This window comes from Pseudomonas sp. BIGb0558 (genome assembly GCF_024807515.1).
Taxonomy (GTDB): domain Bacteria; phylum Pseudomonadota; class Gammaproteobacteria; order Pseudomonadales; family Pseudomonadaceae; genus Aquipseudomonas; species Aquipseudomonas yamanorum_A.
Window position 1 is genome coordinate 84,913 of the sequence record NZ_JANUEW010000011.1, and the last position, 21,686, is coordinate 106,598.

24 protein-coding genes are annotated in these 21,686 nt (G+C 61.4%); 20 read left to right on the forward strand and 4 right to left on the reverse strand.

All coding sequences use genetic code 11. The annotated features are described in order from the left end of the window. The first annotated feature begins 165 nt into the window (after positions 1-165). The 14 genes from flhA (at position 166) to M2400_RS15660 (ending at position 14,639) form a co-directional block, all read left to right on the forward strand. Positions 166-2,280, forward strand: a complete 2,115-nt coding sequence (flhA, locus tag M2400_RS15595) for a flagellar biosynthesis protein FlhA (RefSeq protein ID WP_218170939.1) — start codon at positions 166-168, stop codon at positions 2,278-2,280. An 11-nt stretch (positions 2,281-2,291) separates the two neighbouring features. Continuing rightward, positions 2,292-3,608, forward strand: a complete 1,317-nt coding sequence (gene flhF / locus M2400_RS15600) for a flagellar biosynthesis protein FlhF (protein ID WP_177043042.1) — start codon at positions 2,292-2,294, stop codon at positions 3,606-3,608. Between the two features lie 106 nt (positions 3,609-3,714). After that, positions 3,715-4,548 (forward strand): flagellar synthesis regulator FleN, encoded by an 834-nt coding sequence (gene fleN / locus M2400_RS15605; RefSeq protein ID WP_003192912.1) that lies wholly within the window; start codon positions 3,715-3,717, stop codon positions 4,546-4,548. Then, positions 4,545-5,285: an RNA polymerase sigma factor FliA gene (gene fliA / locus M2400_RS15610; RefSeq protein ID WP_010166121.1), complete on the forward strand. Its 741-nt coding sequence runs from the start codon at positions 4,545-4,547 to the stop codon at positions 5,283-5,285. Before fleN ends, fliA begins: the two co-directional genes overlap by 4 nt. 170 nt (positions 5,286-5,455) lie before the next feature. Then, the gene (locus tag M2400_RS15615; protein ID WP_005790040.1) at positions 5,456-5,830 is read left to right on the forward strand and encodes a chemotaxis response regulator CheY; all 375 of its coding nucleotides are present in this window, start codon (positions 5,456-5,458) and stop codon (positions 5,828-5,830) included. An 18-nt stretch (positions 5,831-5,848) separates the two neighbouring features. Then, positions 5,849-6,637, forward strand: a complete 789-nt coding sequence (locus tag M2400_RS15620; RefSeq protein WP_177043043.1) for a protein phosphatase CheZ — start codon at positions 5,849-5,851, stop codon at positions 6,635-6,637. A gap of 11 nt (positions 6,638-6,648) precedes the next feature. Next, the gene (locus tag M2400_RS15625; RefSeq protein ID WP_259195947.1) at positions 6,649-8,874 is read left to right on the forward strand and encodes a chemotaxis protein CheA; all 2,226 of its coding nucleotides are present in this window, start codon (positions 6,649-6,651) and stop codon (positions 8,872-8,874) included. Positions 8,875-8,923: 49 nt separating this feature from the next. Next, positions 8,924-10,045 carry a chemotaxis response regulator protein-glutamate methylesterase gene (locus tag M2400_RS15630; RefSeq protein WP_177043045.1) on the forward strand — a complete coding sequence of 374 codons (1,122 nt, stop codon included), beginning with the start codon at positions 8,924-8,926 and terminating at the stop codon, positions 10,043-10,045. Next, entirely contained in the window at positions 10,045-10,785 is a 741-nt protein-coding gene (locus M2400_RS15635) for a flagellar motor protein (protein ID WP_010166125.1), read from the forward strand. The genes M2400_RS15630 and M2400_RS15635 overlap by 1 nt, the downstream gene beginning before the upstream one ends. 208 nt (positions 10,786-10,993) lie before the next feature. Then, the gene (motD, locus tag M2400_RS15640) at positions 10,994-11,881 is read left to right on the forward strand and encodes a flagellar motor protein MotD (protein ID WP_177077260.1); all 888 of its coding nucleotides are present in this window, start codon (positions 10,994-10,996) and stop codon (positions 11,879-11,881) included. Between the two features lie 51 nt (positions 11,882-11,932). Next, the gene (locus M2400_RS15645) at positions 11,933-12,721 is read left to right on the forward strand and encodes a ParA family protein (RefSeq protein ID WP_003210643.1); all 789 of its coding nucleotides are present in this window, start codon (positions 11,933-11,935) and stop codon (positions 12,719-12,721) included. A 151-nt stretch (positions 12,722-12,872) separates the two neighbouring features. Then, the gene (locus M2400_RS15650; RefSeq protein WP_177113612.1) at positions 12,873-13,685 is read left to right on the forward strand and encodes a CheW domain-containing protein; all 813 of its coding nucleotides are present in this window, start codon (positions 12,873-12,875) and stop codon (positions 13,683-13,685) included. 72 nt (positions 13,686-13,757) lie between these two features. Further along, positions 13,758-14,243: a chemotaxis protein CheW gene (locus M2400_RS15655; protein ID WP_003210641.1), complete on the forward strand. Its 486-nt coding sequence runs from the start codon at positions 13,758-13,760 to the stop codon at positions 14,241-14,243. Then, positions 14,244-14,639: a DUF2802 domain-containing protein gene (locus M2400_RS15660; RefSeq protein WP_177043048.1), complete on the forward strand. Its 396-nt coding sequence runs from the start codon at positions 14,244-14,246 to the stop codon at positions 14,637-14,639. 33 nt (positions 14,640-14,672) lie between these two features. Here M2400_RS15660 and M2400_RS15665 read toward each other — a convergent pair whose 3' ends face one another. Together M2400_RS15665 and M2400_RS15670 are read right to left on the reverse strand one after the other, a co-directional pair. Next, entirely contained in the window at positions 14,673-15,836 is a 1,164-nt protein-coding gene (locus M2400_RS15665; RefSeq protein ID WP_177043049.1) for a hypothetical protein, read from the reverse strand. Between the two features lie 82 nt (positions 15,837-15,918). Then, positions 15,919-16,302, reverse strand: a complete 384-nt coding sequence (locus M2400_RS15670; RefSeq protein ID WP_259195945.1) for a Rap1a/Tai family immunity protein — start codon at positions 16,300-16,302, stop codon at positions 15,919-15,921. A 247-nt stretch (positions 16,303-16,549) separates the two neighbouring features. Between M2400_RS15670 and M2400_RS15675 the strand changes: the two genes are divergently transcribed. Next, positions 16,550-16,819 (forward strand): hypothetical protein, encoded by a 270-nt coding sequence (locus M2400_RS15675; RefSeq protein ID WP_259195944.1) that lies wholly within the window; start codon positions 16,550-16,552, stop codon positions 16,817-16,819. Here M2400_RS15675 and M2400_RS15680 read toward each other — a convergent pair. Next, on the reverse strand, positions 16,813-17,142 hold the full coding sequence (locus M2400_RS15680) for an EscU/YscU/HrcU family type III secretion system export apparatus switch protein (protein WP_259195943.1): 330 nt from the start codon (positions 17,140-17,142) through the stop codon (positions 16,813-16,815). The genes M2400_RS15675 and M2400_RS15680 overlap by 7 nt on opposite strands. Next, a complete protein-coding gene (locus M2400_RS15685) occupies positions 17,139-18,722 on the reverse strand; it encodes a flagellar hook-length control protein FliK (RefSeq protein ID WP_259195941.1) in 1,584 nt (527 codons plus the stop codon). Before M2400_RS15685 ends, M2400_RS15680 begins: the two co-directional genes overlap by 4 nt. 198 nt (positions 18,723-18,920) lie before the next feature. On the opposite strand from M2400_RS15685, the gene ccmA reads away from it, so the two are divergent. From ccmA to ccmE, 5 genes are all read left to right on the forward strand, one after another. Beyond that, complete coding sequence (gene ccmA, locus M2400_RS15690) at positions 18,921-19,556, forward strand: cytochrome c biogenesis heme-transporting ATPase CcmA (protein ID WP_177043052.1); 636 nt, start codon at positions 18,921-18,923, stop codon at positions 19,554-19,556. Next, entirely contained in the window at positions 19,553-20,221 is a 669-nt protein-coding gene (gene ccmB, locus M2400_RS15695; protein ID WP_003210635.1) for a heme exporter protein CcmB, read from the forward strand. The genes ccmA and ccmB overlap by 4 nt, the downstream gene beginning before the upstream one ends. 82 nt (positions 20,222-20,303) lie before the next feature. Beyond that, positions 20,304-21,059 (forward strand): heme ABC transporter permease, encoded by a 756-nt coding sequence (locus tag M2400_RS15700; RefSeq protein WP_008434790.1) that lies wholly within the window; start codon positions 20,304-20,306, stop codon positions 21,057-21,059. Continuing rightward, positions 21,056-21,232 (forward strand): heme exporter protein CcmD, encoded by a 177-nt coding sequence (ccmD, locus tag M2400_RS15705; protein ID WP_008434788.1) that lies wholly within the window; start codon positions 21,056-21,058, stop codon positions 21,230-21,232. Before M2400_RS15700 ends, ccmD begins: the two co-directional genes overlap by 4 nt. Further along, positions 21,229-21,684, forward strand: a complete 456-nt coding sequence (gene ccmE / locus M2400_RS15710; protein WP_008434786.1) for a cytochrome c maturation protein CcmE — start codon at positions 21,229-21,231, stop codon at positions 21,682-21,684. The genes ccmD and ccmE overlap by 4 nt, the downstream gene beginning before the upstream one ends. Positions 21,685-21,686 lie beyond the last annotated feature (2 nt).

Genomic DNA, 21,686 nt, shown 5'->3' on the forward strand with positions numbered 1-21,686 from the left:
CGCCACAGGTGATGCGCGTACGGCGGTAGCTCTTTGCTGTCCGTGGGACCGATCCGCCTCCCCAAGCAAAAGTTGGAAGGCTTCTTGCAGTAGCGCCTCCAGGACGCCTCCCGGCGTCAAAAGTTTGCTTCAAGGACACGAGGAATACCGGTGGATCGCTCTCAAATGCTCAGCACGGCCCGTGGCACCCTGACTGACCTCTCGCGAGGCAATCTGGGTGTGCCGTTGTTGTTGCTGGTGATGCTGGCAATGATGATGTTGCCGATGCCGCCGTTCCTGCTGGACGTGTTTTTCACCTTCAACATCGCCCTGTCCGTCGTGGTGCTGCTGGTGTGCGTATACGCCCTGCGACCGCTGGATTTCGCGGTGTTCCCGACGATTCTGCTGATTGCCACCCTGTTGCGGCTGGCGCTTAACGTGGCCTCCACCCGGGTGGTGATGCTCCACGGCCAGGACGGCCACGCCGCCGCGGGCAAGGTGATCCAGGCCTTCGGTGAGGTGGTGATCGGCGGTAACTACGTGGTCGGTATCGTAGTTTTCGCCATCTTGATGATCATCAACTTCGTGGTGGTGACCAAGGGCGCCGGGCGGATTTCCGAGGTGAGCGCGCGTTTCACCCTCGACGCGATGCCCGGCAAACAGATGGCCATCGACGCCGACCTCAACGCCGGCCTGATCGACCAGAACCAAGCCAAGACCCGCCGTCTTGAAGTCGCCCAGGAAGCCGAGTTCTACGGTTCCATGGACGGTGCCAGCAAATTCGTGCGCGGCGACGCCATCGCCGGCCTGCTGATTCTGTTTATCAACCTGATCGGCGGCATGGCAGTCGGTATTTTCCAGCACGGCATGACCTTCGGCGATGCGGGCAAGGTTTACGCCCTGCTGACCATCGGTGACGGTTTAGTGGCGCAATTGCCATCACTGTTGTTATCTACAGCTGCGGCGATCATGGTGACCCGTGCTTCGGGCTCCGAAGACATGGGCAAGCAGATCAGCCGGCAGATGTTTGCCTCGCCCAAGGCGCTGGCCGTGGCGGCGGGCATCATGGCGATCATGGGGATCGTGCCGGGCATGCCCCATGTGTCGTTCCTGAGCATGGCCGCCATGGCCGCCGGTGGTGCCTACCTGTTCTGGAAAAAGCAAAACAACATCAAAGTGATTGCCCAGCAGGAAGTGGCGCGCCAGCAGGAACTGCTGCCATCGCCGGCCCGGGCCCAGGAAACCAAGGAGTTGGGCTGGGACGACGTAACCCCGATCGACATGATCGGCCTGGAAGTCGGCTACCGCCTGATTCCCCTGGTGGATCGCAACCAGGGCGGTCAATTGCTGGCGCGGATCAAGGGCGTGCGCAAGAAGCTGTCCCAGGACCTGGGCTTCCTGATGCCCACCGTGCACATCCGCGACAACCTGGATTTGGCCCCGAGCGCCTATCGCCTGACCCTGATGGGGGTGATCCTGGCCGAAGCCGAGATCTACCCGGACCGCGAACTGGCGATCAACCCTGGCCAGGTATTCGGCAGCCTCAACGGGATTACCGCCAAAGATCCGGCTTTTGGCCTGGACGCGGTATGGATCGAAATCAGCCAGCGCAGCCAGGCGCAGTCGCTGGGCTACACCGTGGTAGACGCCAGCACCGTGGTTGCCACCCACCTCAACCAGATTCTGTACAAGCACTCTCACGAGTTGATCGGCCACGAAGAAGTCCAGCAACTCTTGCAATTGCTGGCCAAGGCCTCGCCAAAGCTGGCCGAAGAGCTGGTGCCTGGGGTGTTGTCCACCTCGCAACTGCTCAAGGTGCTGCAGGCGCTGCTGGCCGAGCAGGTGCCGGTGCGGGACATTCGCAGCATTGCCGAGGCTATCGCCAACAATGCCGCCAAGAGTCAAGATACTGCCGCGCTGGTGGCCGCGGTGCGCGTCGGATTGTCGCGTGCAATCGTCCAAAGCATTGTAGGGCTTGACTCCGAGCTGCCTGTGATCACCTTGGAACCAAGGTTGGAACAAATATTGCTCAATAGTATTCAGAAGGCAGGGCAGGGCGCTGATGAAGGCGTGTTGCTGGAGCCAAGCATGGCCGAGAAGCTGCAGCGTTCACTGATTGACGCCGCCCAACGCCAGGAAATGGAAGGTCATCCGGTGATCCTGCTGGTAGCAGGGCCGGTGCGGGCGATGTTGTCGCGGTTTGGACGCCTGGCTATTCCGAATTTGCATGTATTGGCTTACCAGGAAATTCCTGACAATAAGCAAGTGACTATCGTCGCGACAGTAGGGCCCAACGGCTGAGGTAGTGGGATATGCAAGTGAAGCGTTTTTTCGCCGCCGATATGCGTCAGGCCATGAAACTGGTACGTGATGAATTGGGCGCCGACGCTGCGATTATCGGTAACCGTCGTATTGCCGGCGGCGTCGAGCTGACGGCTGCCCTGGATTACAAGCCCTCGGCCCTGGCGCCGCGTGTGCCGAACATGGAACTGGAAGACGAGCTGCGCAAGACCGCTTCGCGCATTGTCTCGGCCCAGGCTGAACTGAGCATGCGTGGCGACAGCGATGCCACCACCAATCGCCAGCTGTTTGCCGGCCTGCCGCTGACGGCGTCCGAGCCTCTGGTAGAGCCGACCTTCGTTGAACCGCCGCGTCCTGCTGCGCCCGCCCCGGCGCCGACGGTGGACCAGCGTGTGTTCGACTCGATGCGTTTTGAGCTCAACGGCCTGCGTGAATTGCTGGAAGTGCAGTTGGGCTCCCTGGCCTGGAACCAGTTGCAGGGCAGCCAGCCGCAACAGGCCAACCTGTGGCGTCGCCTGCAACGCATCGGCCTGTCTGGCCCGTTGTCCCGCGACCTGCTGCAACTGACCACCCAGATTGAAGACCCCAAGCAGGCCTGGCGCATGCTCCTGGCTCACCTGGCGCGGATGATCGTGACCCCGGAAATCGAACCCCTGGAAGAAGGCGGCGTGATTGCCATGGTCGGTCCTGCCGGCATGGGCAAGACCACCACCCTGGCCAAGCTGGCGGCGCGTTATGTGCTCAAGTACGGCGCGCAGAATATCGCCCTGGTGAGCATGGACAGCTACCGCATCGGCGCCCAGGAGCAGCTCAAGACCCTGGGCCGTATCCTCAATGTGCCGGTGACCCATGTCGACCCGGGCCAGTCCCTGGCCAATGCCCTCGACCCGCTGCTGCGCAAGCGCGTGGTACTGATCGACACCGCCGGCCTGCAAGCCAGCGACCCGGCCCTGCGCATGCAGCTGGAAAGCCTCGCCGGGCGCGGGATCAAATCCAGAAACTATTTGGTACTTGCCACCACCAGCCAGAAGCAGGTATTGACCGCCGCGTACCACAGCTACAAGCGCTGCGGGCTGGCGGGCTGCATCCTGACTAAACTGGATGAAACGGCGAGCCTGGGTGAAGTATTGAGCCTGGCTATCAGTCATGAATTACCGGTCGCCTACCTGACCGACGGGCCGCGGATCCCGGATGATTTGCATCTGCCGCGCCGTCATCAGTTGGTCAGCCGGGCTGTCAGCGTGCAAATGCAGGAAGAACCCAGTGAGGAAGCGATGGCCGACATGTTCGCTGACCTCTACCACAGCCCGAACAAACGAGTCGGCTGAGGTCAACATGAACACAGTGCAAAGTATCTACATCGATGGTCTGCCAGCAGTTCCCGCGGCCAACTTATGTAGCCTGCGTCTAAGCAAGACAAGGTAAAGAAATAAAATGGGCAGCATGCATCCCGTACAGGTGATCGCGGTGACCGGCGGCAAAGGTGGCGTCGGGAAAACTAACGTGTCAGTGAATTTGTCCCTGGCCCTGGCAGAGCTTGGCCGTCGGGTCATGCTGCTGGATGCTGACCTGGGTCTGGCGAACGTCGACGTTCTGCTGGGACTGACGCCCAAACATACCCTGGCCGATGTGATCGAAGGCCGCTGTGAGCTGCGCGACGTGCTGTTGCAGGGCCCCGGCGGGATTCGTATCGTGCCGGCTGCCAGCGGCACCCAGAGCATGGTGCACCTGAGCCCGGCGCAACACGCCGGCCTGATTCAGGCGTTCAGCGACATCGGCGACAACCTCGACGTGCTGGTGATCGACACCGCCGCCGGGATCGGCGAGTCCGTGGTCAGCTTCGTGCGCGCAGCCCAGGAAGTGCTGCTGGTGGTGTGCGATGAACCCACCTCGATCACCGACGCCTACGCCCTGATCAAACTGCTCAACCGTGACTACGGCATGAACCGCTTCCGCGTACTGGCCAACATGGCTCAAAGCCCGCAAGAGGGGCGCAATCTGTTCGCCAAGTTGACCAAGGTCACGGATCGCTTCCTCGATGTCGCCTTACAATACGTCGGCGCAGTTCCCTACGACGAGTGCGTACGCAAGGCCGTGCAAAAGCAGCGTGCGGTCTATGAAGCGTTCCCGCGTTCGAAGTGCGCATTGGCGTTCAAGGCTATTGCCCAGAAGGTCGATACCTGGCCGTTGCCCGCCAATCCCCGGGGGCATCTGGAGTTTTTCGTCGAGCGTTTGGTGCATCAGACGAGCGCAGGACCGGTGCTATGACAGCCAGCGGCTACAACCTTTACAAGAAGTCGGCACGTGACAGTCAGGTCGAGTTGATCGAGCGCTACGCGCCTCTGGTCAAGCGCATTGCCTATCACTTGCTGGCACGCCTGCCAGCCAGCGTCCAGGTCGAGGACTTGATCCAGGCCGGGATGATCGGCTTGCTCGAAGTGTCGACCAAGTACGACGCGAGCAAGGGCGCAAGTTTCGAGACATACGCGGGTATCCGTATCCGTGGGGCCATGCTCGATGAAGTGCGTAAAGGTGATTGGGCGCCGCGTTCCGTGCACCGCAATACGCGGATGGTGAGTGACGCAATTCGCTCAATTGAAGCAAAAACCGGTCGCGACGCTAAAGATCACGAAGTTGCGGCCGAACTCCAATTGAGTCTCGACGATTACTACGGGATTTTGAACGATACCTTGGGCAGCCGCCTGTTCAGTTTCGACGACCTTTTACAGGACGGCGAACATGAAGGGTTGCACGAGGACGGCGCGAGTGCCCATCTCGAACCGTCGCGCGATCTGGAAGATGAACGCTTCCAGACTGCGCTGGCGGACGCGATTGCCAATTTGCCGGAGCGTGAGCGACTGGTGTTGGCGCTGTACTACGACGAAGAGCTGAACCTCAAGGAAATCGGTGAGGTCCTGGGAGTCAGCGAATCGCGGGTCAGCCAGTTACACAGCCAGTGCGCAGCCCGCTTGCGGGGGCGTTTGGGAGAGTGGCGAGCGCGCTGACAGGCAGTGTGGGGACACTGCGAACGATACCGTCCAGGCCTTGCGCCCGGACGGGCTTGGCCCGTGGTGCGCCCCCGGTAGTCCTTTTTGTGTAACGCCTGTTGATTGATATGGCGCGCCCAGGTGCTGGGCGCGTTTAAGACTGCTTGGAGGTCGAATTGGACAAGAACATGAAAATCCTCATCGTTGATGACTTCTCAACGATGCGGCGGATCATAAAAAACCTGTTGCGTGACCTTGGGTTCACTAACACGGTCGAGGCGGATGACGGCATTACGGCGATTCCGATCCTCAACAGCGGGAGCATCGACTTTCTGGTAACGGACTGGAACATGCCGGGCATGACCGGTATCGATCTGCTGCGCCACGTGCGCGCTGATGAAAAACTGCGCAGCCTGCCTGTGCTGATGGTGACCGCTGAAGCCAAGCGTGAACAGATCATCGAAGCCGCCCAGGCCGGGGTCAACGGCTACGTGGTCAAGCCATTCACTGCACTGGCCTTGAAAGAGAAGATCGAAAAAATCTTCGAACGCATCGGTCATTGATGCTGCCACGGGGGAGCTATGGAGCATAAAGAATCATCGCAGGCCGACTTCGAGTCGACCCTGAAAAAACATGCTCATCAACTCGTCGAAAGCCTTGAGAAAGGCCAGTTCGGTGACGCGGTGCAGTTAATCCATGAGCTCAACCAGACCCGTGACCGCGGCCTGTACCAGGAAGTGGGCAAGCTCACCCGTGAGTTGCACAGTGCGATCGTCAATTTCCAGATTGACCCGCACATGCCCCAGGCCGAAGAAATCTCGCAGATCACTGATGCCACCGAACGCCTGTCCTATGTGGTCAGGCTGACTGAGGCGGCGGCCAACCGCACCATGGACCTGGTGGAAAACGCCACGCCTCTGGTCAACGGCATGGCCAGTGAAGCCAAGGCCCTGAGCAACGATTGGGGCCGGTTCATGCGTCGGGAAGTGGGCGCTGAAGAGTTTCGTGAACTGGCGCGTCGGGTCGAGGGCTTTTTGTCCCGCAGCGAGCAGGAAAACCGCACGGTTTCCAGCAACCTCAATGACATTCTGCTGGCCCAGGATTACCAGGACCTCACCGGTCAGGTGATCAAGCGCGTGACCCAATTGGTCACCGAAGTGGAAAGCAACCTGCTCAAACTGGTGTTGATGGCGGGTCAGGTTGACCGGTTTGCCGGCATCGAACATGACCGCGAAGCGATCCTTTCTGAAAAAGATCCACAAAAACACCTCGCCAAGGGTGAAGGTCCGCAGATTCATGCCGATAAACGTGAAGACGTTGTATCCGGGCAAGACGACGTAGACGATTTGCTGTCCAGTTTAGGCTTCTAAGGAGCACACCCATGAGCTTCGGCGCCGATGAAGAAATCCTTCAGGATTTCCTTGTAGAGGCCGGCGAAATTTTAGAGCAACTGTCCGAACAACTGGTCGAGCTGGAAAGCCGACCGGATGATGCGAACCTGCTCAATGCAATTTTTCGCGGTTTTCACACTGTAAAAGGGGGCGCCGGCTTCCTCCAGCTCCACGAGCTGGTGGAGTGCTGTCACATCGCCGAGAACGTGTTCGACATCCTGCGCAAGGGTGAGCGGCACGTCGACTCGGAACTGATGGACGTGATTCTGGAAGCGCTGGATGCGGTCAACGGCATGTTCAGTGAAGTGCGCGAACGTGCACCCATCACTGCGGCCACGCCGGAACTGCTGGCCGCCCTGGCGCGCCTGGCGGAACCTGCGGCCAACGCGCCGGTGGTGGAAGCGGTGGCTGAACCGGTCGCCGAGCCTGCGGGCGACGTGACCGACAGCGAATTTGAACAACTGCTGGACTCGCTGAACGCCGTCAAGGCCGAAGCCGAAGCGCCCGCAGCCAGTGCGCCGGCCATGGTGCCGACCACTGAAGACATTACCGACGCCGAGTTCGAGTCGTTGCTCGACCAGTTGCACGGCAAGGGCCAGTTTGCCCCCGACGCGGTGGCCGCTGCGCCAGCGCCGACGCAAGCCGCGGCGCCTGCCAGCAATGAAATCACCGACGACGAATTTGAAGCGCTGCTGGACCAGTTGCACGGCAAAGGCTCGTTTGCCGCCGATGCGCTGCCGGAAGTTGCCGCGACTGCAACCGCTGCCGCACCGGTTGCCGCTGCCGTTGCCGCCGCGCCGGCCGCCGATGGACTGATCTCCGATCACGAATTCGAAGCCTTGCTGGATGAGCTGCACGGCAAGGGCAAGTTCACGGAAGTGGCCGGTGCTGCTGCACCGGCTGTCAGTGCCGCCGCTGCGGTGGCAACGCCGGCTCCGGTGGCCGCCAAGGCCGCTGCTGCGCCGGTGGCTGCCAAACCTGCCCCGGCTCCCGCGCCTGCGCGTGCCGCCGCTGCCCCGGCTCCCGACAAGCAACCGGCCAGTGAAGCCGAAACCACCGTGCGGGTTGATACCGCACGCCTGGACGACATCATGAACATGGTCGGCGAACTGGTGCTGGTGCGTAACCGCCTGGTGCGCCTGGGCCTGAACAGCGCCGACGAGGCCATGCAGAAGGCCGTGTCGAACCTCGACGTGGTCACTGCCGACCTACAGACCGCGGTGATGAAGACCCGGATGCAGCCGATCAAGAAAGTCTTCGGCCGCTTCCCGCGCCTGGTTCGCGACCTGGCACGCCAGCTCAAGAAAGAAATCAACCTGGAACTGGTGGGTGAAGAAACCGACCTCGACAAAAACCTTGTCGAGGCCCTGGCCGACCCGCTGGTCCACTTGGTGCGCAACGCCGTCGACCACGGCGTCGAAACGCCTGAAGAGCGCGAAGCCTCGGGCAAGAGTCGCCAGGGCAAAGTGATCCTGGCGGCCGAACAGGAAGGCGACCATATCCTGCTGTCGATCACCGATGACGGCAAAGGCATGGACCCGGCGGTACTGCGCAACATCGCGGTCAAGCGTGGCGTGATGGACAAGGACGCCGCCGACCGTCTCACCGACACCGAGTGCTACAACCTGATCTTCGCCCCGGGCTTCTCCACCAAGACCGAGATTTCCGACGTGTCGGGCCGTGGCGTGGGCATGGACGTGGTGAAGACCAAGATCAGCCAGCTCAACGGCTCGATCAACATCTACTCCACCAAGGGCCAGGGCTCGAAGATCGTCATCAAGGTGCCGTTGACCCTGGCGATCATGCCGACCCTGATGGTGATGCTGGGCAACCAGGCCTTTGCCTTCCCGCTGGTCAACGTCAACGAAATCTTCCACCTCGACCTGTCGCGCACCAACGTGGTGGACGGCCAGGAAGTGGTGATCGTGCGCGACAAGGCGTTGCCACTGTTCTACCTCAAGCGTTGGCTGGTGGCTTCGGCCAAGCATGAAGAGCAGCGCGAAGGCCATGTGGTGATTCTTTCCGTGGGCACCCAGCGTATCGGCTTTGTGGTCGATCAACTGGTGGGCCAGGAAGAAGTGGTCATCAAGCCTTTGGGCAAAATGCTGCAGGGAACCCCGGGCATGTCGGGTGCGACCATTACCGGTGACGGTCGGATCGCGCTGATTCTCGATGTTCCGAGCATGCTCAAGCGTTACGCCGCACGGCGTATTTGATTCGGCCCGGGCAGGGCGGTTGTCCCTCGCCCTGCCTAACGGAGTGTTTATGGTAGTCAAGGTCCTGGTGGTGGACGATTCAGGTTTCTTCCGCCGCCGCGTCTCGGAAATTCTTTCATCGGATTCCAATATCCAGGTGGTCGGCACGGCCACCAACGGCAAAGAGGCGATCGATCAGGCCCTGGCCCTCAAGCCGGACGTGATCACCATGGACTACGAGATGCCGATGATGGACGGCATCACGGCGGTGCGGCACATCATGCAGCGCTGCCCGACCCCGGTGTTGATGTTCTCCTCGCTCACTCACGAAGGCGCCCGGGTCACCCTGGATGCGCTGGACGCGGGCGCGGTGGACTTCCTGCCGAAGAATTTCGAAGACATCTCGCGCAACCCCGAGAAGGTCAAGCAGATGCTCTGCGAGAAGGTGCACAGCATCTCCCGCAGCAACCGTCGCAGCCTGTTCAGTGCGCCGGCGCCAGCGCCTGTTACGCCACCACCGTCAGCCCCGAGCACCTTTGGGCGCCCGGCACCTGCGCCGGTTGCGCGTCCGGCTGTGGCTCCTGTGCGTGCAACTGCGCCCACCGCGCATTCGCCGGCACCCAAGCGCAAAGCCTACAAGCTGGTGGCCATCGGTACGTCCACGGGCGGCCCGGTTGCCTTGCAGCGGGTGTTGACCCAACTGCCGGCCAACTTCCCGGCGCCGATCGTGTTGATTCAGCACATGCCGGCTGCGTTCACCAAGGCTTTCGCCGAGCGCCTGGACAAGCTGTGCCGCATCAGCGTCAAGGAGGCCGAGGATGGCGACATCCTGCGTCCGGGCCTGGCGCTGCTGGCCCCTGGCGGCAAGCAGATGATGGTCGACGGCCGTGGCGCGATCAAAATCCTGCCGGGTGACGAACGCCTGAACTACAAACCGTGTGTGGATATCACCTTCGGTTCGGCGGCCAAGTCCTACGGCGACAAAGTTCTGGCGGTGGTGTTGACCGGCATGGGCGCCGACGGCCGTGAAGGTGCACGCCTGCTCAAGCAGGGCGGCAGCGCGATCTGGGCCCAGGATGAAGCCAGCTGCGTGATCTATGGCATGCCCATGGCCATCGTCAAGGCCGACCTGGCCGACGCCGTCTACAGCCTGGACGACATCGGCAAGCATCTGGTGGAGGCCTGCCTCTAATGGATGTATTGAGCCTGATTGGCATCATCATGGCGTTTGTCGCGATTATCGGCGGCAACTACCTCGAAGGCGGCCACCTGGGTGCCCTGGCCAACGGCCCGGCGGCGTTGATCGTGATCGGCGGCACCGTGGGCGCGGCGTTGCTGCAGTCGCCCATGAGCTCGTTCAAGCGCGCGATGCAGATCCTCATCTGGATCATCTTCCCGCCACGGGTCGACCTGCCGGGTGGCATCGACCGCGTGGTCAACTGGAGCCTCACGGCGCGCAAGGAAGGCCTGCTGGGCCTGGAAGGCGTGGCCGATGCCGAGCCCGACAGCTACGCGCGCAAAGGCCTGCAATTGCTGGTGGACGGTGCCGAGCCGGAAGCGATCCGCAGCATCCTGGAAGTGGATTTCTACACCCAGGAAAGCCGCGACATCAACGCTGCCAAAGTCTTTGAAAGCATGGGCGGCTACGCGCCGACCATCGGCATCATCGGTGCGGTGATGGGCTTGATCCACGTGATGGGCAACCTGGCCGACCCGTCGCAGCTGGGCAGCGGGATTGCCGTGGCGTTCGTCGCCACCATCTACGGCGTGGCCAGTGCCAACCTGGTGTTGTTGCCGGTGGCCAGCAAGCTCAAGTCCATCGCCATGCGCCAGTCGCGTTATCGCGAGATGTTGCTCGAAGGCATCCTCTCGATTGCCGAGGGTGAAAACCCGCGCTCCATCGAATTGAAGCTCCAGGGCTTCATGGATTGATGATGGATATCGATACGGCTTCCCGCTGGCGAACGGGCTTTTTGTGGCGAGCGAGCTTGCTCGCGTCGGGTTGCGCAGCAGCCCCAACACGGGCTACTCGGCTTCGGCAGGAGAGCAGCGGTGAGCTTGTTGGGGCCGCTTCGCGCCCCAGCGCGAGCAAGCTCGCTCGCCACGGTGAGCCCTATACCCAAAAACTCGGGGAGGTTCTATGAGCCGTCGCCGCCGCGAGCCTGAAGAACACGTCAACCATGAACGCTGGCTGGTGTCCTACGCCGACTTCATTACGCTGCTGTTCGCGTTTTTTGTGGTGATGTACTCCATTTCCTCGATCAACGAAGGCAAGTACAAAGTCATTTCCCAGGCGCTGATCGGCGTGTTCAACGACGCCGACCGCGCGCTCAAGCCGATTCCCATCGGCGAAGAACGCCCCAAGACCGTGACCCCGGCCAAGCCGCTGGTCAACGACAGCGATGAAACCGCCGCCGGCATCGGTGGCACCAGCGACCCGCTGAAAAGCATCGCCGATGACATCAGCGCAGCCTTTGGTGATTTGATCGCTTCCAACCAGATGACCGTACGTGGCAACGAGTTGTGGGTGGAAATCGAGCTGAATTCCAGCCTGCTGTTCGCCAGCGCCGATGCGATGCCCAGCGACCAGGCATTCACCATCATCGACAAGGTGGCGGCGATCCTCAAACCGTTTGAAAACCCGGTCCACGTGGAAGGCTTCACCGATAACCTGCCCATCAGCACCGCGCAATACCCGACCAACTGGGAGCTGTCTTCGGCCCGCGCGGCGAGCATTGTGCGCATGCTCGCGATGCAGGGCGTGAACCCCGGGCGCCTGGCGTCGGTGGGCTACGGCGAGTTCCAGCCGGTGGCCAATAACGCTACCGCTGAAGGCCGTGCACGCAACCGTCGGGTGGTGCTGGTGGTGTCGCGCAACCTGGATGTGCGCCGCAGCCTGACCGGTACCGGCACGGCCAATGCAACACCGGATGCCGCCTTGAAGCGGGCTGGCACACAAACTGCACCAGCGCCCGTAAAGGCGCCGGTTCGCGGGAGTGCCGTCAATTCTCCGTCACCGGCTCTATAACCCCATGCAATTTCTCGGTCGAGCCTGTGCCTGCCGGGAGGAACAATCCGAATGAGAGTCTGGGCAGTTGCCAATCAAAAGGGTGGTGTCGGTAAAACCACCACGTCCATCGCCTTGGCCGGCTTGCTGGCCGAGGCCGGCAAGCGTGTGGTCGTGGTCGACCTGGACCCCCACGGCTCCATGACCAGCTATTTCGGCTACGACCCGGATGCGCTGGAACACAGTTGCTACGACCTGTTCCTGCACAAGGGCAGCGTGCCGGCCGATTTGCCGGGCCAACTGTTGCTGCCTACCAGCAATGAAAAAATCTCGTTGTTGCCCTCCAGCACCGCCCTGGCCACCCTTGAGCGCCAGTCGCCGGGGCAAAGCGGCCTGGGCCTGGTGATCGCCAAGACCCTGGCGCAGCTGTGGCAGGACTTCGACTACGCCATCATCGACAGCCCGCCGTTGCTGGGCGTGCTGATGGTCAACGCCCTGGCCGCCAGCCAACAGTTGGTGATCCCGGTGCAGACCGAGCACCTGGCCGTCAAGGGCCTGGAGCGCATGGTCAGCACCCTGGCAATGATCAACCGCTCGCGCAAACAGGCGCTGCCGTTCAGCATCGTGCCGACCCTGTTTGACCGCCGCACCCAGGCCTCCCTCGGCACCTTGCGCGTATTGCGCGATGCCTATCCGGACACCATCTGGCAGGGCTACATCCCGGTGGACACGCGCCTGCGGGATGCGAGTCGGGCCGGGCTTACGCCGTCGCAATTCGATGGCAAGAGCCGTGGTGTGCTGGCGTACCGGGCGTTGCTCAAGCACCTGTTGTCCCAACAACTTGTGGCGCAGGTGGCGTGATGACCCTAAACATCCCTGTAGGAGCCTGGCTTGCCAGCGATGCAGACGCCGCGGTTTTCCTGGCAAAACCGGCTCCCGATTCAAGTCCGGACACCCACAGGCCGATAACCTCTGAATACAGGGTTGATGGGGCTTGCGCGTGGGCATACAGATGAACCGTCCCGTTGATTTCAAGACCCGGCCGCAACTGGCGCTGGAGTCCTACCTGGACGCCTTGCTCCAGGACGCCACCGAGGAAATGCCGGAACCGATCCTGATCCTCGATGAGGTTATCGAGCCTGAGCCAGCGGTTCTGGACGAGTTTCAATTGGCGGTCCTGGAAGAACAGGCCCGTGATGCGTTGGTGGTTCCCGTAGCCGTCCCGGTTGCCGTACCCGTGCCCGTGCCTGTTGAGCCTGTGGCGGTGATTGCGCCCGTGGTGGTGGAGCCGGTGGTTGAGGTTCACCTGCCGCCGAGCATCACCCCGCCGCCGGTGCAGGGCGATGGTCGCCCGGCGTGGGCCGCCGAGCCGTTCGAATGTTTGCTGTTCGACGTCGCCGGGCTGACCCTGGCGGTGCCGCTGGTGTGCCTGGGGTCGATCTACTCCCTGGAAGGCCAGGAGTTGACGCCGTTGTTCGGCCAGCCGGAATGGTTCCTCGGGATCCTGCCGAGCCAGCAGGGCAACCTGAAGGTACTGGACACTGCGCGTTGGGTGATGCCCGATCGCTACCGGGATGATTTCCGCCAGGGCCTGCAATACGTTATTTCGGTCCAGGGCTACGAATGGGGGCTGGCGGTGCATCAAGTCAGCCGCTCGTTGCGCCTGGACCCCAACGAAATCAAATGGCGCAGCCACCGCGGGCAGCGACCATGGCTGGCGGGCACTGTGATCGAGCACATGTGCGCGCTGCTGGATGTCGCCGAACTGGCGGAGCTGATTGCCAGTGGCGCGGTGAAGGATATGCCGCTTAACAAACGCACTTGATAACAAGCGCAGCGCCCAGGCGCTGCCCAAGAACACACACCGTAACCAACGGTATTTGAAGGGGTCTGGAGTATGAACAAGTCAGTGTCCGCACAAGGTCTGGTGGATGATCCAATCCTGCAATGGGTCACCTTCAAGCTGGATAACGAGTCCTACGGCATCAACGTGATGCGCGTGCAGGAAGTCCTGCGCTACACCGAAATCGCTCCGGTTCCGGGTGCCCCAAGCTACGTGCTGGGCATCATCAACCTGCGCGGCAACGTGGTGACCGTGATCGACACCCGCCAGCGTTTTGGCCTGGTGCCGACCGAAGTCAACGACAACACCCGTATCGTGATCATCGAAGCCGACAAGCAAGTGGTCGGGATCATGGTCGACAGCGTGGCGGAAGTCGTTTACTTGCGCCAATCTGAAGTCGAGACCGCGCCGAACGTCGGTAACGAAGAATCGGCCAAGTTCATCCAGGGTGTCTGCAACAAGAACGGCGAACTGCTGATTCTGGTTGAGCTGGACAAGATGATGAGCGAAGAAGAGTGGCAGGACCTGGAGAATATCTGATTGTTCCTTGAGGTAGCGGTGATCGTCCTGGCCATCCTATGGGCCGGGACCCTGGGCTTCCTGCTGCGCTATGTGCGCCAGCAACGGGAATTGGCCTCTCGACAGGTCGAGCGCGACGCTGTGCGCGACCGGCGGATCCTGGAGCTGGCCAAGCGGGTCGACAACTTCCAGCAGAGCGCTGTGCGTGTGGGCGATGAAGTGCACGAGCTGCGTGCGGTGCTTGCGCCGTTGCCGGACAAACTGTCGGCACTGGAGCAGCGCGACCCGTCGAGCCTGTCGTTCGCCCAGGCGGCGAAGCTGGTGGGCATGGGCGCCACGGTAGATGAGCTGACCCAGTCCTGCGGGTTGACCCAGGCCGAGGCGCAGTTGATGAGCAAGTTGCACAAGAGCAACTGAAGGTTACGGGCTGCAAGCGGGGTTGCTTGCAGCTTATAGCTGATGCCGGTTGCTCAGCCATTCGGCCATGGTCGAGTCCTCCAGGGCGTATTCGCCACGGTTGGCTTTCCAGACCAACTCCTTCTCCCGCAACACTTCCAGGGCTTTCTGAACGTTTGGCGTGCTGGCGTTTGGCTCAGCCTGGGCCAGTTCCAATTTGCTGTTTATATCCTGGAAGGTTTTTTCCGCAAAAGGCGAGAACGCTTGCTTGCCCAGGGTTCGTTCGCCCATCACTTCCAGCACTGCTTGTTGCAAGGGTGACAGGTCGTTGTAGGCGCTCTCGTAGTCGCTCCAGATTCCGGCCTGGTGATTGAGTGCCCCGGTCCTCAGCAATTCGCCCAGGTTGCTGGCTTCGCCAAGGCCCACGCTGACTTCGGTCAACAGTTTGTTGAGCATTTCGGGGCGTCGGCCGACGAGCTGGAATGCGTAGTCCATATCCTCAAGGTTGAACTGGTTGGTCGCGGCCAGGCGCTGGTTCCACAGGTCCGTCACGAACTCCACGAAGTCGCGGCTCAGCAACGGGAATGGCGTGATGTGGGCGCCGAAAAACGGTTGTTTGCTCTTGAGTACCAGGTTGGCCAGCTTGTCCCGGCTGGACCCGGTGAAGACCAGTCGCAGGCCGTCTGCCGTGCTGCCGCCGTTGAGATGGTCCCGTGCCGCCTTGAGCGCGAACATGGCGTTCACGCCATTTTCGCTGTTGAGGGCATGCTGGGCCTCGTCCACGATCAGCACGATCATTTGCCCCGAGATTTGGTGCAGCACGTCCAGGGCATGGGCGAGCGTGGTGCCGGCGGGCAGTTGAGGTTTGGTGAAATCCCAACTCAAGGTGCGCAGCAAGCTGATCTTCTCGATACCTGCCTTCTTGGCCGCTTTGCTCACCGCGCTTTCGAACTCGCCCAGGGCTTTGCCGATGGCGCCGGAAATCAGCTCGGCGGGGTCGATTTCGCGATTCATCCAAAGGTCCACGTAAACCGGCAGCCAGCCGCGAGCCCGGCATTCGGGGATCAGGTCGTTGCGCAGGAACGTACTCTTGCCGGTACGGCGCGGGGCCGCGAGGAACATGCCGGAGCTGTAATCGGCAAATGACTCGCCCGCCAAATCACGGGCGAGCGCTTCGGCGAGTAGCTTTCGACTGAGAATCGGGCGGGTAGGGCTCATGGGTTTATCCTGAACTATCGGGTTCGGGATAATCTATACCTTGAAAGATATAATTGCTATACATCGCCCACTGTAGCGTTTGCTAGAGGGTGTCCTTGTCTTTTTTCAAGCAGGGATAGCGCTCGGCAATTGCGCCCCTCACCAGTCGAGCCGTACCAAATCGCCCTGCCGCAGGGTGCTTCTCACTGTATGCCAGAACGATATCGACCAGGCTCCCCGGCTCCAGACGTTCCGGCATGCAGAGTCGGCGGTTTCGGGGGGTGAATTCGTCCATGTATTTTAAGGTGTCGAACACACCTGTTGTGATGCCGAGGCAATAGGCGGCCTTGTAGGAGGGTGGTGCATCCAGGGTCAGCTTCCTGCCTTCGCGACAGGCTGCGAGGTAGTCAGCAGCCTCGTCGCTGGCTGTTGCCGTCAGGGAAAACACACAAAGGTTCAGGGCTATCAGGATTGAAGTCCGTTTCAACTGCCGCGCTCCAGGGTCAAGGGTCGGCGGCAGGTTAATGCACCGTTGTTACGGTTTGGTAATCGTAACCTCTGTCCGTCATATACAGTTCTATAACCCCTTAGTATGAGTTGCTTTAACGGTGGCTGATACTGTAATAGTTGACAGTTTTTTTTTACTATCGACGGGCGTTTAATGAGGGTGACCCATGTAGCGAGGGTAAGAGGCTGAGTTATTCATTCACTGTTATATACAAAGGGGATTTGTGATGGAGATTAATGTTGATCGCCAGTTTGGCAATATAGAACATCTTGTGCCTGACACCGATTGGATCCCAGTTAATCGCTTTATCGGATATGTAGGCTATTCAGGTAGGCACTTGTACTTCACCTATCGCGATTTTTTGAATCCGGTACTCAACCCTTCCAAAACGGATCCTTTCATAGGAATGCGGGTTTCATTTTTACCTACTGGGGGGAGTCCCGGCAGCCCATCAGGCTATGTCGCCGCGGAAATTAGTCCGGTGCTCGCTCAGTAATCTTCACCGCGCTCCGTCACATCCCGCTCCACCGGCCCCGCATCCGGGTCATATCCCACCGGGAACTTGCCCTTCAACGTCCAGGCAAACGCAATGATCTCGGCGATGGTGCGGTACAACTCTTCCGGGATGCTGTCGCCCAATTCCATGCGCGCCAGTAATTTGACCAGCTCGGCGTTTTCATAAATCGGTACTTCGTTTTCACGGGCCAGCTTCAGGATGGCTTCGGCCAGGGCGTCGTCGCCCTTGGCGGTCAGGGTCGGCGCTTGCTGCCCGTCGTATTTGAGGGCGATGGCCTGGCGCGGCGGGTTGGGGTTTTTCATGCGGTTTCATCCACCCAGCGTTGTTCCAGCCCGGTTTTTGGGCCCCGTGGTGGTGTGCCGAGGTGGCAGTCCAGGTCGCCGACGTTGAGCCCCGACGATACCAGGCGCTCGCGCAGGCTGCCCAGGTGGCTTTCGATCAGGCTGGCAGTGTAGGGCCGGGTGGCCCACAGTTGGCTCGACAGTTTGCCTTGGCTCAGTTGGGCCTGGACTTGCAACGGGCCCAGGGGCTCCATGTCGAGGGCCATCTCCACGCGCCAGAGCATCTGCTTGGGATCCTTGCTGTCCTTGCGTTCTGGCTGCTCCTTGTCGGGGGCCGGTTCTTCACGCTGGAATTTGACCTGCAATGGCACGATGTCCTGCAAGGTACGCATGGGGATTTCCAGCTGCCAGGTGGTCAGGAGCTTGCCGTCGGCGGTGGTGCCGGTTTGTTCCAGGCTCGACAGTTGATGGCTTTGCAGGCGCGAAATGGCCCCGGCGGCGAGGCGCAGCAGGTTCTCCAGGTCGCTCTCACCCTCCAGGCGTTGCATCAGCCGATCCGGCAGGGGGAAGCCTGCGGGGGCTTGGCGGGCGCCCACCTGGCCGAGGGTACCCAACGGGCTGCGCACAAAGCTTGGGAGCATCTGCGCCAGGGTGTTGGCCGCCAGGACCGCCGTGAGGTTGGTGCTGGCGGGCAGGGCAGGCATCAGGTCGGCGACGAGGCGCAGCAGGGCGCCTTTCATGTCCAGTGGCGGTATTTGCGGGTTTTGTCCTGCCAGCAATTTGGCTTCGAGAAAGGTCCCGCTGTTCTGGATGATTTGCGCCAGTACCTTGGGATTGCTCACCTGGGCCAGGTCGGGCAGGGCCGCCAGCAAACGCGCGGCGGCGGCGCGCAGGTCGACCGAGGTGCTGTCGCTGCTGGTGGCGGGCAGGCTTTGCAGCGCGGTGAACACCACGTCCAGCGAGCCCTGGCGGCTTTGTTGGGTGGAGAGTTGCTGGGCCACGGCCAGTTGGTCCTTGAGACCGCTCAGCGGCACAAAACTCAGGGTTTGTGCACTTTGCACCACGGCACTGAGCAGGCTGCCGATACGCAACGGTTGCGGGCTTTCGACGGTCAGGGTCGCGCCGCTGAGGACGCTGTTGAGCACCGACACCAGCGAGCGATACACCACCGGTTGGTTGGCGCCCTGGGGCAGCGCCTGGGTGGTCAGCACCTTGCCTTGCAGCAGGGTGCCCACCGGCAATTGGTTGGTGTCGATACGCGTCAGCGCGGCAACGCTGGAACTCAACGCCTGCTGCAGGCTGATGGACAAGTTGCCCGACGGCGTCTGGCTGACCTCCACCTGGGTGCCCAGGGGAAGCGGTTGGCTGCTGCTGGCCTGCACCAGGGTTTGCCGGCCACCTTCCAGGGTCAGCTTGAGCAGCAACTGAAACGCATCACCACCTTGTTTAAGCGCCAGCACCTCGGCGTTTACGGTTTTCCCGGGGTCAATCAGGCCGATCTGCGGCTCCAGCAGTTTCAGCAGTTCACCCGTCGGCGGCGCGGGCGCAGGGCCGGCCGGCAGCGTCGGGGGAAGGGTCGGAAGATTGATCTCACCGGTCATCGTGCGCGTCGTCTCAAGGGAAATTGCCCTCTTTAGAGTAGGGCATCACATGTATAATGCCGCCCGTCTTCAAAGAGAGCGGTATAAACATCACAACTATTTGATCCAGCTCTCTAAAATCGGTCGCCAAAGCAGTTAATGTGCACCTCTTTAACGGCCGTTCCACCGCCGACTTGAACCGTAAAGGCCCGCGATCTCTTGACCAGCCCTCTTCTAGAAGCCGTAGCGCTCGCCTGTGAACGTGACCTGCGGATGCTGTTCGAACACCTCGAACTGCGTCTGGCGGGCGGCGACATGGTGCAGGTCAGCGGGCCCAACGGCAGCGGCAAGACCAGCCTGTTGCGCCTGCTGGCCGGCCTGATGCAGCCGACGGCGGGCGAAGTGCGGCTCAACGGCAAACCGCTGCACGAGCAGCGCACGGAGCTGGCCCGCAACCTGATCTGGATCGGCCATGCCGCCGGGATCAAGGATGTGCTCACCGCCGAAGAAAACCTCAGCTGGCTCAGCGCCCTGCATCACCCCGCGAGCCGCGACGCCATCTGGCAGGCTCTCGCCGCCGTTGGCCTGAAAGGTTTCGAAGACGTTCCCTGCCACACCCTGTCCGCCGGCCAGCAGCGCCGCGTAGCCCTGGCCCGTTTGTATCTGGACGGCCCGCCGCTGTGGATTCTCGACGAACCCTTCACCGCACTCGACAAACAAGGCGTCGCCCAGCTGGAAGAACACCTGGCGGCGCACTGCGAGCAGGGCGGCATGGTCGTCCTCACCACCCACCACACGCTGGCGCGCATGCCCGCCGGTTACCGCGACCTTGATCTGGGCCGGTGGTCGGTATGAGCGTATTTGCCCTGTTGGTGGCCCGCGAAGCACGGTTACTCTGTCGCCGCCCGGCCGAACTGGCCAACCCGCTGGTGTTCTTTGCAATTGTGATCGCGCTGTTCCCGTTGGCGGTCGGCCCCGAGACTAAACTGTTGCAAACCTTGTCTCCGGGACTGGTCTGGGTAGCGGCGCTTTTGTCGGTCCTGCTCTCGCTGGACGGGCTGTTTCGCAGTGATTTTGAAGACGGTTCCCTCGAACAGTGGGTCCTTTCGTCGCACCCCCTGCCACTTCTGGTATTGGCCAAGGTACTGGCACACTGGGCGTTTTCCGGCCTGGCGCTGGTATTGCTCGCGCCGTTGCTGGCAATGATGCTGGGATTGCCTACCGAGTGCCTGCCGGTGTTGCTCCTTTCCTTGTTGCTTGGCACGCCGGTTCTCAGTCTACTGGGCGCCGTGGGTGCGGCGCTGACGGTGGGTTTGAAGCGCGGCGGCCTGTTGCTGGCGCTGCTGATTTTGCCTTTGTATATCCCGGTGTTGATCCTGGGCAGCGGCGCGTTGCAAGCCGCGCTCCAGGGCATGCCGGCGACCGGTTACCTCCTGTGGCTTGGCAGCCTGGCCGCCCTGGCGGTAACCCTGACACCCTTTGCTATAGCGGCTGGCCTGAAGATCAGCGTCGGCGAATAATGAGGTCTGACCAAGCGTTGTCTTAGTCAGTAAAGACCCTAAGCTCCTCGCAATGACGAGAAGCAACCGTGATGGAAACAGCATGAACTGGACCTGGTTTCACAAGCTCGGCTCGCCCAAATGGTTTTACGGCATCAGTGGCAAACTGCTGCCGTGGTTGAGCATCGCCGCTGTATTGCTGATCGGCATCGGCCTGGTCTGGGGCCTGGCCTTCGCACCGCCCGACTACCAGCAAGGCAACAGCTTTCGCATCATCTATATCCACGTTCCTGCGGCGATGCTGGCCCAGTCCTGCTACGTGATGCTGGCGGTGTGCGGCATCGTTGGCCTGGTGTGGAAGATGAAACTGGCGGACGTGGCCCTGCAATGCGCCGCGCCCATCGGTGCCTGGATGACTGCAGTGGCGCTGGTCACCGGCGCGATCTGGGGCAAGCCGACCTGGGGGTCGTGGTGGGTCTGGGACGCGCGCCTCACCTCGATGCTGATCCTGCTGTTCCTGTATTTCGGCCTGATTGCCCTGGGCAACGCCATCAGCAACCGCGACAGCGCCGCCAAGGCCTGCGCGGTGCTGGCGATTGTCGGCGTGATCAACATCCCGATCATCAAATACTCGGTGGAGTGGTGGAACACCCTGCACCAGGGCGCCACCTTCACCCTCACCGAAAAGCCGGCCATGCCCGTGGAAATGTGGGCGCCGCTGCTGCTGATGGTGCTGGGGTTCTACTGCTTCTTCGGCGCGGTGCTGCTGATGCGCATGCGCCTCGAAGTGCTCAAGCGTGAAGCCCGCACCAGTTGGGTCAAGGCCGAAGTGCAAAACAGCCTGGGAGCCCGTGGATGAGCTTCAACTCTTTCAGTGATTTTCTCGCCATGGGCCATCACGCCCTGTACGTCTGGACGGCCTATGGCATTTGCCTGGCGGTGCTGGCCCTCAACGTCGCCGCGCCGATCCTGGCCCGCAAGCGTTACCTGCAACAAGAGGCGCGTCGTTTGCGCCGGGAGACCGAAAAGTGAATCCGCTGCGTAGAAAGCGTCTGTTGATCATCCTGGCCATCATGGCCGGTGTCGGCATTGCCGTGACCCTGGCCCTGAGCGCCCTGCGGGAGAACATCAACCTGTTCTACACCCCGACCCAGATCGCCAACGGCGAAGCCCCGCTGGATACACGAATCCGTGCCGGTGGCATGGTCGAGAAGGGCTCGCTGCAACGTTCCGGGGATTCCCTGGACGTGAAATTCATCGTCACCGACTTCAACAAATCCGTGACCATCACCTACCGCGGCATCCTTCCGGACCTGTTCCGCGAAGGGCAGGGCATCGTCGCCCTCGGCAAGCTCAACGCCGACGGCGTGGTGGTGGCCGACGAAGTGCTGGCCAAGCACGATGAAAAATACATGCCGCCGGAAGTCACCAAGGCCCTCAAAGACAGCGGCCAATCCGCCCCGACCCCCGCCAAGGAGGGCTAAGT